The sequence below is a fragment of the Ruegeria haliotis genome, from assembly GCF_013377785.1.
GTDB lineage: Bacteria > Pseudomonadota > Alphaproteobacteria > Rhodobacterales > Rhodobacteraceae > Ruegeria > Ruegeria haliotis.
The window spans coordinates 484,708-495,648 of record NZ_JABXWT010000001.1; the positions used below are offsets into that span (position 1 = coordinate 484,708).

Genomic DNA, 10,941 nt, shown 5'->3' on the forward strand with positions numbered 1-10,941 from the left:
TCTGTAACGGGATCAGAAGCGATGGACGTAGGAAACGCCGACCAGCCAGGGATCGATTTCGGCAGTGCCGATATCGGCGCCATCCAGCTTGACGTCCGAGTCGATGTCGAACCAGCGTACGTTCAGGCGAATGGCACCATTGTCTGTGACCATGTAATCGAGACCGGCCTGCAGCGAGACGCCGAACGAGTTGTCAACTTCGAGATCGCCCAACGGCGAGCTTTCGTCGAAAAAGATCGTGTAGTTCAGGCCGGCACCTACATAAGGCTTCCAGGCGCTGTTGGTCGGAAAGTGATAGTTCAGCGACAGGGTGGGTGGAAGGTGCTTGACGCTGCCAGCGTCGGTGCTGCCCCCAAGGGTGATATCGTGGCTGAACGGTGTCGCGGCGAGCAACTCGATCCCCAGATTGTCACGGACGAAATACTCGGCGGTGAAGATCGGGCGGGTGTCAGCGTCGATCTCGGCTTTGGATCCGGCCAGCGTTCCGTTGTCGGACTTGGGGTCCAGATAGCCAACACCGATACCAAGCGTCCAGTCGCCCTGCGATTGGGCAAACGCCGGCGCAGCCAACGCGACAAGCGCGGTAGAAAGGGTCAAAGCGGCGAGTCTCTTTGTCATATTCTTGCCTTTAGTTCTGTTAATGCATCCCGTTTGGCAGCGGTGGGTGACGCGCTCTCTGATCTGTATCAAATTCATGTGAGGTCTTTAGATGCGGGCACACAGCGAAGTGGCAGAAAAACAAGGGGTTTCTGCTGTGGTAGACGCTAAGCACATACCGGGATTGCGCCCGGCGGGTGGCTGGGACCTGCCCGACCAGCTGAACATGGCGCATCAGTGCCTGAATCATCCGTCTGATCAGGTGGCCCTGATCGATTTGGCCGGATCGTCCGAGACCCGTGTCACCTTTGGACAGCTAGAGCAGATGACCGACGGCATCGCCCGCGCGCTGCTGACACAGGTGCTGCCCGGCGACCGGGTCGGGGTACTGCTCAGCCAATCGCCCTGGTGCGCAGCGGCGCATTTGGCGGTCTGGAAGATTGGTGCGATTTCCGTACCCTTGTTCAAATTGTTCAAGCACGACGCGTTGCGGTCTCGTGTCGGTGATGCTGGCGTAAAGATCGTTCTGACGGATGCCGAAGGAGCGGATCTTCTAGGTGATCTTGCCGAACAACTGATGGCATCTGGGATCGGAGAGCCGGGTCCACGCCTGCCTTTCGCGTCTACTGACCCCGAAGATCCGGCAGTGTTGATCTATACATCAGGCACCACGGGCAGCCCCAAGGGGGCATTGCACGGACACCGCGTGTTGACCGGCCATCTGCCGGGTGTTTCGATCAGCCATAACCACCTGTGCGACGGTGACTGCCTTTGGACACCCGCCGACTGGGCCTGGATCGGCGGGTTGTTCGACGTACTGATGCCCGGTCTGGCGCTGGGCATTCCAGTGGTGGCGGCACGATTGGAGAAATTCACCCCCGAAGCCTGTGCCGATGTGATCGCGCGGGGCGGCGTGCGGAACGTGTTCTTCCCACCAACCGCGTTGCGAATGTTAAAGGCCGCTGACCAGACGATCCCGGGCTTGCGCTCGGTCGCGTCGGGTGGTGAGCCGCTGGGGGCTGAGATGCTGGCATGGGGTGAGCAGGCATTCGGCTTGACGATTAACGAATTCTACGGCCAGACCGAATGCAACATGGTTGTGTCGTCCTGTGCCGAGGAGTTCCCGGTGCAGCCCGGCTGTATCGGTAAACCGGTGCCGGGGCATGAGGTGGCGGTGGTCGATGAGGATGGCAACCCGACGGATGAAGAGGGTGACGTGGCGATCCGGCGCGGATCAGCCTCGATGCTGCTGGAGTACTGGAACCGGCCCGAGGCGACGGCTGAGAAGTTCCGGGGCGACTGGTTGATCACAGGCGATCGTGGTGTGTGGCAGGGCGATTATCTGCGCTTTGTAGGCCGTGATGATGACGTGATCACCTCGTCTGGCTATCGTATCGGCCCGGCTGAAATCGAGGATTGCCTGCTGACCCACCCGGCGGTGGCGACGGTGGGCGTGGTTGGCAAGCCCGACAAGCTGCGGACTGAGATCGTGAAGGCTTACGTGGTGTTGAAACCGGGGGCCGAGGTCTTGGGTGCTGAGTTGCAGGACTGGGTCAAGGACCGTTTGGCGCAGTATTCCTACCCCCGCGAGGTGGCGTTTCTGGGGGAGCTGCCGATGACGGTAACGGGGAAGGTGATCCGGAAGGAACTAAAGGCAAGAGCGGCGGGGGAAGTGTAATGAGGCTGGGAGACTCATTAAGACTGATTGGTCCACTATTCATCGTGGCGTTTGTCCTATGTTTCCCAGCTAAGACATCTCATGCGTATGAGATCAGTTCGGAGCAAAACGACGGATATTCCATTGAAACTAAAATAATCGAAGATTGCTTGCGAACGGCACGAGAGGCTTTCGAAAAGAAAAAGCCTCAGCGAGCAATCCCAGATGCAGTTTACGAGTGCATTGGCAATGCCGCCGGGGATTGCATGGAGCGTACGAACTATTCGACCTATGGAATGGTCATGTGTTTCGATGCAGAGACCATTTTTTGGGATACCATGTTGGATCAAAATTATACTGCCTTGGCTGAATGGGCTGAGAAACTGCATGGCCATGTTTCCCCCGATGATCATGCATTCAAATGGACAGCGTCAGAGACCCTAGAAAAGATGAAAACTGAATGGAAAGTGTACTCTGAGGCTGTTTGCCGTTTTCAAGCCAGTGATTATTGGCGAGGAACGGCTGCCGGACCGACCAGAGGCGCATGTTGGATGCGCAGAACCGCTGAGCAGGCATTGAAGATGGATCGGAAAGTAATGGGCATCTGTAGTTGGCAACAAGGCAGCATCATACGCGAAATTTGCGAAGCACGCGGGGTAGCCCAAAAATGAAACTCACATCCAAAGCCATGCCCACCTCCGAGGGCTTCAAATCAAACCGCGACGCGCATCTCGACGCGCTGGCGCAAATCTCTGGCGCTGCCGAAGCAGCCCGGATGGGTGGTGGCGAAAAGTCCCGTGCGCGCCATGAATCGCGAGGTAAGATGTTGCCGCGACGCAGAGTGGCGAACCTGCTGGACCCGGGGTCTCCGTTTCTAGAAATAGGGGCGACGGCGGCACATGGGATGTATGGTGATGCCGCACCCTGTGCCGGGGTCATCGCAGGCATTGGCCGGGTGCAGGGGCGCGAGGTCATGGTGGTGTGCAACGATGCCACCGTGAAGGGCGGTACCTATTACCCGATGTCTGTCAAGAAACATCTGCGCGCGCAGGAGATCGCCGAGGAAAACCAACTGCCCTGCATTTATTTGGTTGATAGTGGCGGCGCCAACCTGCCCAATCAAGATGAGGTGTTCCCCGACCGCGACCACTTTGGCCGCATCTTTTACAATCAAGCACGGATGAGCGCGAAGGGCATCCCTCAGATCGCGGTTGTGATGGGCTCGTGTACTGCTGGTGGCGCCTATGTACCGGCGATGTCGGATGTGACGATCATCGTGCGCGATCAGGGGACGATTTTCCTTGCCGGACCGCCGCTGGTAAAGGCGGCGACAGGTGAGGTGGTCAGCTCCGAAGATTTGGGCGGCGGCGATGTGCATACACGCCTGTCCGGCGTGGCCGATTATCTGGCAGAGGACGACGCACACGCATTGGCGCTGGCGCGACGTGCGGTTGGGTCGCTGAACAGGCAAAGGCCGCAGACCGTGGATTGGGCCAGCCCCGAAGATCCGGCCTATGACCCCGAAGAAATCCTGGGCGTTGTGCCTGCCGATCTGCGCACGCCTTATGACATCCGCGAGGTAATCGCGCGTTTGGTCGATGGCTCTCGGTTTGACGAGTTCAAGCCGCGCTTTGGCGAAACGCTGGTGACAGGGTTTGCCCATGTCAAAGGCTGTCCGGTCGGAATTATCGCCAATAACGGCGTGCTGTTTTCCGAGGCCGCACAAAAGGGTGCGCATTTTGTCGAGCTGTGTTCGCAGCGAAGTATCCCGCTGGTGTTCCTACAGAACATCACCGGCTTCATGGTCGGGCGGAAATATGAAAACGAAGGCATCGCGCGGCATGGGGCCAAGATGGTGACGGCGGTGGCCACCACCAACGTCCCCAAGATCACCATGCTGGTGGGCGGATCGTTCGGGGCCGGGAACTACGGAATGGCAGGGCGAGCCTACCAACCCCGGTTCCTGTGGGCATGGCCCAATAGCCGTATCTCGGTCATGGGTGGCGAGCAGGCGGCGGGCGTGTTGGCCACTGTCAAACGCGACGGGATCGAACGGCAAGGTGGTGAATGGTCAGCCGAGGAAGAGGCGGACTTTAAACGACCCACGCTTGAGATGTTCGAAGAGCAGTCGCACCCGCTCTATGCCTCGGCGCGTATGTGGGATGACGGAGTTATCGACCCACGCAAAAGCCGCGAAGTGTTGGCTCTGTCGCTGAATGCTGCGCTGAATGCTCCTATTGAGGAGACACGCTTTGGCGTGTTCAGGATGTGAGGTCCGGGATGAGTGATTTTGATGACTTGAAGCCAAAAGATAGAGAAAACATTGATTTTCTGCTGGAAAAATCTGGCTTCGACATGGCGGGTTGGGTTCAAAAAAAAGTTGACGAACAATTACGAATAGGAGTGAGTCCGCGACAGCCGAAATGGGCTCCGCGATCTGATGGATCGCATTGGGCTTGGAAACAGGGCGATAAAATCGTTCTGTCCGTATGGCATGATCCCCTTCACCTTATCGAGAGAGACGGGAAGGTAGTTGCTACGAGTGCAGATCGTGCAAGGGACATCCGCGAAGGAAAAAACCAAAAGGCTTTAGAATTCGCTGAGATCATCGCGGCAGCGGTAGAAGAAAAACTCTACATCCAGACAATTGTCCTCCTTCCGAAGAAAACAGGGAACCCTGGCAAGAAAATGGAAAGCTCGGGAAAGCGGGAATTCGACTCCGCCCCGTGGACCGTTACCGCATTTAATGGTGAGACCGGTGAATATGAAGTTACTCGTGGCAAGCATCCATTTCCTGATCCGATGCCCATTGATCCGGAGCTTCGGGCTTTTGAAGGTGAGAAGCGCGGGAGATTTGTTTCAGGGCGATACAGAGAACGGCGCTTGCGAGAGCAAAAAGTCAAGAAATTCAAGCAAGATCATGGCCGTCTGTTTTGTGAGGTGCCAGACTGTGGGTTCGATTTCGAATTGGCCTATGGCGAAATAGGTCGGGATTTTGCCGAAGTGCATCACCTTAATCAACTAAGCAAGGCACCGGAGAATGGTACGGGGACGGCGCTAGATCAATTCGCTGTCGTTTGTGCGAACTGTCACCGGATGATTCATCGGGGTGGTGAATGCCGGGCGTTGAAAGAAGTCTCTCCGAAGGGAGCTAGGAATGTTCAATAAAATCCTGATTTCCAACCGGGGTGAGATCGCTTGCCGTGTTATGGAATCGGCCCAAAAGATGGGTGTGTCTTGCGTCGCGGTCTATTCAGACGCCGATGCTTCGGCCAAACACGTGCAGATGGCAGATGAAGCCGTTCATATTGGCGGTGCGGCTCCGGCGGACAGTTACCTCAAGGGCGATGTGATCATTCAGGCGGCGTTGGATACCGGGGCGCAAGCGATCCATCCCGGCTATGGCTTTCTGTCTGAAAACCCGGATTTCGTGGATGCGGTGGAGGCGGCTGGCCTGACATTTATCGGACCGTCGGCGGATGCGATCCGCAAGATGGGCCTCAAGGACGCAGCCAAGGTGTTGATGGAGCAGGCCGGTGTGCCCGTGGTTCCGGGCTATCACGGGGACAACCAGGACCCTGAGCATCTGGCCGGTGCCGCCGACACAATCGGCTACCCAGTTCTGATCAAAGCGGTTGCGGGTGGTGGCGGCAAGGGGATGCGGCTGGTCGAAAGGCCCGAGGATTTTGCCGCAGCGCTCGACAGCGCGCGGGGCGAGGCGCGGACAGCTTTCGGCAATGACGCGGTTCTGGTTGAAAAATTCGTTTCCAAGCCGCGTCATATTGAGATTCAGGTGTTTGGTGACGGCACCCACGCGGTGCATCTGTTCGAACGCGATTGCTCGTTGCAGCGGCGCCATCAGAAGGTGATTGAAGAGGCTCCGGCCCCCGGCATGACCGCTGAAATGCGTGAGGCGATGGGGCATGCAGGGGTGCGCGCCGCCGAGGCAATTGGCTACAAGGGCGCGGGCACCGTTGAGTTCATCGTTGATGCCTCGGACGGGCTGCGCCCGGATCGGTTCTGGTTCATGGAGATGAACACACGCCTTCAGGTCGAACATCCTGTGACCGAAGCGATCACCGGTGTGGATCTGGTCGAATGGCAGTTGCGCGTGGCGGCAGGTGAAACCCTGCCAAAACGTCAAGAGGAGTTGTCCATCATCGGGCACGCGTTCGAAGCACGGCTTTACGCCGAGGATGTTTCAAAGGGGTTTTTGCCCGCAACGGGGTTGCTGACACATCTGCAGTTCCCCGAAGGATGCCGGGCTGACAGTGGGGTGCGGGCCGGGGATACGATCAGCCCGTGGTACGATCCGATGATTTCCAAGGTCGTTGTACATGGGCCGACGCGTGCCATCGCTTTGGAAACATTGCATCGTGCGCTGCGCGGCACCGAGGTCGGTGGGACGGTTACCAACCTGGCCTTTCTGGGCGCGCTGACACGGCATCAAGGATTTGCCTCGGGCGATGTCGATACGGGCCTGATCGGTCGGGATATTGATGTGTTGGTGAAGGAGGCTGAGGCTGCTCCGACAACTTTCGTTGCGGCGGCGATGCATGCGCTAGCGCTGATTGAAACGGCGGGAGAGACCGGATTCACCTTGTGGGCTCCGCTGCATCGTGCGGTGCAGTTGATGCGGGGCGGCGAAGTTGTCGACCTGGATGTGCAGGTCGAAGGGCCAGACCGGCAAGTCTGGCAGATCGCCGAAACGACCGTTGTTGCCCAGCGACAGGATGGAAGGTGGAGCATCAACGGCCAGCCGATGCCCCGCGTCGCGATCGCGGGTGCTGAGATCACGGTTTTCGAAGGCTACGGACAAGCTTTTGAAATAGTCGACCCGCTGGACCGGGATTCCGGTGCGGCGGGCGACACCAATGTGGTTGAGGCGCCGATGCCTGGTCTGGTCAAGGCGGTGTTTGCCGTTGGTGGTCAGGCTGTGATGGAAGGTGACCGGTTGGCCATTCTGGAGGCCATGAAGATGGAGCATTCTTTGCTGGCCGCACGTGATGGTGTGGTGGCCGAAGTGCTGACCGAAGCCGGTGCGCAGGTCGAGGCCGGCGCCGCGCTGGTGCGATTGGAAGAGGAGTGATCTGTCCTTGTGCTGCGTCTCGTGGCACAGTCGGGCCAACCATTGGTAAAACGATAACAAATTGCGAGGAGCGCTGTGATGGGTGAACGGGTCGAGATCTTTGAGGTGGGGCCGCGCGACGGGCTTCAGAATGAAAAGCGTGAAATCCCGACAGCCGAGAAAGTGGCCCTTGTCGATTGCCTGTCGCGAGCGGGTTTCAACCGGATCGAAGTGGCCAGCTTTGTGTCTCCGAAATGGGTGCCTCAGATGGCGGGCAGCGCAGAGGTTCTGACAGGGATCAAGCGGACTGATGGTGTTCGATACACGGCCCTGACGCCGAATATGCGTGGGTATGAGGATGCTTTGGCTGCCAAAGCTGATGAGATCGCGATCTTTGCATCGGCGTCCGAGGGATTTTCGAAGGCCAATATCAACGCAACCATCGCCGAGTCGATTGAACGGTTCGCCCCGATCCTTGAAGCCGCACGGCATATCGATCTACCCGTTCGCGGATATGTCTCGTGCGTGACGGATTGTCCGTATGATGGCCCCACCCCGCCCGAGAAGGTGGCCGAGGTCGCGGATCTGCTGTTCTCGCACGGCTGCTATCAGATTTCGTTGGGCGATACGATCGGGCAGGGTACGCCGGACACGATTGCCCACATGCTGCTGGCTGTCCGCGAACGGGTACCTGTTACGCGGCTGGCTGGGCACTTCCATGATACGAACGGCCGGGCCATCGACAACATTGATGCGTCACTGGCGCTGGGCGTCCGGGTGTTTGACGCGGCGGTTGGTGGATTGGGCGGGTGTCCCTATGCGCCGGGTGCTGCCGGGAACGTGGCGACCGAAGCGGTTGCGGCACATCTGGAGCGGCTTGGATACGAAACGGGTTTGGATGCAGAGGTTCTGGAAGAGGCTGCGCAGATGGCCCGGGCAATGCGAGAAGATTGAGATACGGGCATGTTTGAAACGATCACAGTGGCGACAGACGCGCGTGGCGTTGCAACGCTGACGCTAAACCGGCCGGAAAAGCACAACGCGATGTCGGCTATGATGATTGCGGAACTGACACAGGCGGCGGGTCAGCTGGGCAAGGATGACACGGTGCGCGTGGTTGTTCTGACCGGCGCTGGCAAAACATTCTGCGCTGGGGGTGATCTGGGTTGGATGCGGGATCAGATGGCCGCAGATTCAGCCACGCGGTTTACCGAGGCGCGTAAGCTGGCGGAAATGCTGCAAGCACTCAATACCCTGCCCAAGCCTTTGATCGGGGCGCTGCAAGGCAACGCTTTTGGTGGTGGTGTCGGATTGGCGGCTGTCTGCGACGTTGCTATCGGCGTGAACAGCTTGAAAATGGGCCTGACGGAAACCAAGCTGGGATTGATCCCGGCAACCATCGGTCCCTATGTGACCGCCAGAATGGGCGAGGCGCGAGCCCGGCGTGTCTTTATGTCTGCCCGTCTTTTTGATGCAAACGAAGCTGTTGATCTCGGGCTGTTGACCAAAGCGATCTCCTCTGTTGATCTTGGTGACGCGGTCGAGGTTGAAATTCTGCCTTACCTGTCCTGCGCCCCAGGTGCGGTGACTTCAGCCAAGGAATTGGTGCGGCAATTGGGTCCTCGTATTGACGATGCCGTGATAGACCAGACGATCACGGCTCTGGTACAGCGTTGGGAAACCCCCGAGGCACAGGAAGGGATCAGCGCCTTTTTCGACAAACGAAAACCTGTATGGAAAACTTAGGTTTAGCGCCAACTACCTGAGGTGTGGATTCGCCGCAACTGCGGGCCGGGTGCAGCGGAGAGCAAGCGGAATATTAGCCTCCTGCGTGATTGTGTTCGGTTGACCCTCTGACCCCACAGGGATAGAGAATGTCCAGTCAACACGCCAATTGACGGCGCACCCTCTCGAGGCTTGCGCAGGAAAGGAGCTATTCGTGGAAGACCTGTTGCGGGAATATCTCCCGATCCTGGTGTTTCTTGCCGTGGCCGTCGGCCTTGGAATCGTCTTGATTCTGGCGGCTGTGGTACTGGCTGTCCGCAATCCCGACCCCGAAAAAGTCAGCGCCTATGAATGCGGGTTTAACGCGTTCGATGATGCGCGGATGAAATTCGATGTCCGATTCTATCTGGTCTCGATTCTTTTCATCATCTTCGATCTGGAAATCGCCTTTTTGTTCCCATGGGCCGTGGGCTTCAAGGACATCAGCGATGTCGGCTTCTGGTCCATGATGGTGTTCCTGGGTGTTCTGACCATCGGCTTTGCCTATGAGTGGAAGAAGGGAGCGCTGGAATGGGAGTGATGACGGGTGCAAACACCGCCGGCGTCGACAAGGAAGTCGCCACCCAGGCCCTGAATGCCGAGCTGCAGGACAAGGGGTTCCTGCTGACTTCGACCGAGGACATCATCAATTGGGCCCGTACCGGGTCGCTGCACTGGATGACCTTTGGTCTGGCCTGTTGCGCGGTAGAAATGATGCACACCTCGATGCCGCGTTACGATGCGGAACGGTTCGGCATCGCCCCTCGCGCATCCCCGCGCCAGTCAGATGTGATGATCGTGGCTGGAACGCTGACCAACAAGATGGCCCCAGCGTTGCGTAAGGTCTACGACCAGATGCCCGAGCCGCGCTATGTGATCTCGATGGGTTCGTGCGCCAATGGTGGTGGATACTACCACTATTCCTATTCCGTTGTGCGCGGCTGTGACCGGATTGTACCGGTCGACATCTACGTCCCCGGCTGCCCTCCGACGGCTGAGGCACTGCTTTATGGCCTGATGCAACTGCAACGTAAGATCCGCCGTACCGGCACGATTGTACGCTGAGGAGAGGCAGATGAGCGAAGCACTCAAAGAACTCGGCGCGCAGCTGGAACTGAAACGGACAGATTGCGTTTTGTCCTGGGATGTGACCCACGGCGAATTGAATGTAGATGTCGCGCCGTCGAACCTGGTCGAATTTATCGAATTCTTGAAATCCGATCGCAGTTGCCAATTCTCAACACTGGTGGATATCACTGGCGTCGACTATCCCGAACGCGCCAAGCGGTTCGACGTGGTCTATCACTTCCTGTCGATGTACCAGAACCAGCGCATCCGCCTGCGGGTGTCGATCCGTGAAGAAGACATGGTTCCGTCCATTGTCGACGTCCACCCCTCGGCCAACTGGTTCGAGCGCGAGGTGTTCGACATGTTCGGCATCCTGTTTTCGGGTCACCCGGACCTGCGGCGCATCCTGACCGATTATGGTTTCCGCGGCTATCCGCTGCGCAAGGATTTCCCGACCACCGGCTATACCGAGGTCCGCTATGACGAGGCGCAGAAGCGTGTCGTATACGAGCCCGTGTCGCTGGTACAGGAATACCGTCAGTTTGATTTCATGTCCCCGTGGGAAGGCGCGAATTACATTCTGCCCGGGGATGAGAAACAGGAGTCTGAATGATGGGTGGCATCTGGTGGCTGATCCTTTCTGCACTGACCATCATCCCGATGGTGAAGATATTGCCGTTTTTCGGGATCAACAAATACTGGTGCCTTCTTTGTCTGGTCCCGTTTGGCACAATCGCGTTGCTGTGGTGGGTGGGGATGAAACTGCAAGAGTTGGAGCGCCGCTGAG

Annotated in this window: 12 protein-coding genes; 11 read left to right on the top strand and 1 reads right to left on the bottom strand. The window is 58.0% G+C overall.

Translation table 11 applies throughout. From position 1 onward, the window contains the following. Positions 1–12: 12 nt before the first annotated feature. Positions 13–618: an OmpW/AlkL family protein gene (locus HW561_RS02415; protein ID WP_176861624.1), complete on the bottom strand. Its 606-nt coding sequence runs from the start codon at positions 616–618 to the stop codon at positions 13–15. A gap of 91 nt (positions 619–709) precedes the next feature. On the opposite strand from HW561_RS02415, the gene HW561_RS02420 reads away from it, so the two are divergent. The 11 genes from HW561_RS02420 (at position 710) to HW561_RS02470 (ending at position 10,940) form a co-directional block, all read left to right on the top strand. Then, on the top strand, positions 710–2,275 hold the full coding sequence (locus HW561_RS02420) for an AMP-binding protein (protein ID WP_176861625.1): 1,566 nt from the start codon (positions 710–712) through the stop codon (positions 2,273–2,275). Then, entirely contained in the window at positions 2,275–2,925 is a 651-nt protein-coding gene (locus HW561_RS02425) for a lysozyme inhibitor LprI family protein (RefSeq protein ID WP_176861626.1), read from the top strand. The genes HW561_RS02420 and HW561_RS02425 overlap by 1 nt, the downstream gene beginning before the upstream one ends. Further along, entirely contained in the window at positions 2,922–4,526 is a 1,605-nt protein-coding gene (locus HW561_RS02430; RefSeq protein ID WP_176861627.1) for a carboxyl transferase domain-containing protein, read from the top strand. The genes HW561_RS02425 and HW561_RS02430 overlap by 4 nt, the downstream gene beginning before the upstream one ends. Positions 4,527–4,534: 8 nt before the next feature. Beyond that, on the top strand, positions 4,535–5,422 hold the full coding sequence (locus HW561_RS02435) for an HNH endonuclease (protein ID WP_176861628.1): 888 nt from the start codon (positions 4,535–4,537) through the stop codon (positions 5,420–5,422). Continuing rightward, the gene (locus tag HW561_RS02440; RefSeq protein WP_176861629.1) at positions 5,412–7,343 is read left to right on the top strand and encodes an acetyl/propionyl/methylcrotonyl-CoA carboxylase subunit alpha; all 1,932 of its coding nucleotides are present in this window, start codon (positions 5,412–5,414) and stop codon (positions 7,341–7,343) included. The genes HW561_RS02435 and HW561_RS02440 overlap by 11 nt, the downstream gene beginning before the upstream one ends. 78 nt (positions 7,344–7,421) lie before the next feature. Beyond that, entirely contained in the window at positions 7,422–8,276 is an 855-nt protein-coding gene (locus HW561_RS02445) for a hydroxymethylglutaryl-CoA lyase (RefSeq protein WP_176861630.1), read from the top strand. Between the two features lie 9 nt (positions 8,277–8,285). Then, positions 8,286–9,068 (top strand): crotonase/enoyl-CoA hydratase family protein, encoded by a 783-nt coding sequence (locus HW561_RS02450; RefSeq protein WP_176861631.1) that lies wholly within the window; start codon positions 8,286–8,288, stop codon positions 9,066–9,068. A gap of 193 nt (positions 9,069–9,261) precedes the next feature. Next, positions 9,262–9,627 carry an NADH-quinone oxidoreductase subunit A gene (locus HW561_RS02455; protein ID WP_050602775.1) on the top strand — a complete coding sequence of 122 codons (366 nt, stop codon included), beginning with the start codon at positions 9,262–9,264 and terminating at the stop codon, positions 9,625–9,627. Further along, positions 9,618–10,151, top strand: coding sequence for a NuoB/complex I 20 kDa subunit family protein (locus tag HW561_RS02460; RefSeq protein ID WP_037307875.1), 534 nt, complete (start codon positions 9,618–9,620; stop codon positions 10,149–10,151). Before HW561_RS02455 ends, HW561_RS02460 begins: the two co-directional genes overlap by 10 nt. Before the next feature lie 10 nt (positions 10,152–10,161). Continuing rightward, a complete protein-coding gene (locus HW561_RS02465; protein ID WP_176861632.1) occupies positions 10,162–10,767 on the top strand; it encodes an NADH-quinone oxidoreductase subunit C in 606 nt (201 codons plus the stop codon). Then, positions 10,764–10,940: a hypothetical protein gene (locus HW561_RS02470; protein WP_176861130.1), complete on the top strand. Its 177-nt coding sequence runs from the start codon at positions 10,764–10,766 to the stop codon at positions 10,938–10,940. Before HW561_RS02465 ends, HW561_RS02470 begins: the two co-directional genes overlap by 4 nt. The last annotated feature ends 1 nt before the right edge of the window (position 10,941 follow it).

What these genes read in the sequence shown, in the direction of transcription:
- HW561_RS02460 (WP_037307875.1), top strand. Translation starts at nt 9,618, where the DNA reads ATGGGAGTGATGACGGGTGCAAACACCGCCGGCGTCGACAAGGAAGTC.
- HW561_RS02450 (WP_176861631.1), top strand. Translation starts at nt 8,286, where the DNA reads ATGTTTGAAACGATCACAGTGGCGACAGACGCGCGTGGCGTTGCAACG.
- HW561_RS02435 (WP_176861628.1), top strand. Translation starts at nt 4,535, where the DNA reads ATGAGTGATTTTGATGACTTGAAGCCAAAAGATAGAGAAAACATTGAT.
- HW561_RS02470 (WP_176861130.1), top strand. Translation starts at nt 10,764, where the DNA reads ATGATGGGTGGCATCTGGTGGCTGATCCTTTCTGCACTGACCATCATC.
- HW561_RS02420 (WP_176861625.1), top strand. Translation starts at nt 710, where the DNA reads ATGCGGGCACACAGCGAAGTGGCAGAAAAACAAGGGGTTTCTGCTGTG.
- HW561_RS02465 (WP_176861632.1), top strand. Translation starts at nt 10,162, where the DNA reads ATGAGCGAAGCACTCAAAGAACTCGGCGCGCAGCTGGAACTGAAACGG.
- HW561_RS02415 (WP_176861624.1), bottom strand. Translation starts at nt 618, where the DNA reads ATGACAAAGAGACTCGCCGCTTTGACCCTTTCTACCGCGCTTGTCGCG.
- HW561_RS02440 (WP_176861629.1), top strand. Translation starts at nt 5,412, where the DNA reads ATGTTCAATAAAATCCTGATTTCCAACCGGGGTGAGATCGCTTGCCGT.
- HW561_RS02445 (WP_176861630.1), top strand. Translation starts at nt 7,422, where the DNA reads ATGGGTGAACGGGTCGAGATCTTTGAGGTGGGGCCGCGCGACGGGCTT.
- HW561_RS02425 (WP_176861626.1), top strand. Translation starts at nt 2,275, where the DNA reads ATGAGGCTGGGAGACTCATTAAGACTGATTGGTCCACTATTCATCGTG.
- HW561_RS02430 (WP_176861627.1), top strand. Translation starts at nt 2,922, where the DNA reads ATGAAACTCACATCCAAAGCCATGCCCACCTCCGAGGGCTTCAAATCA.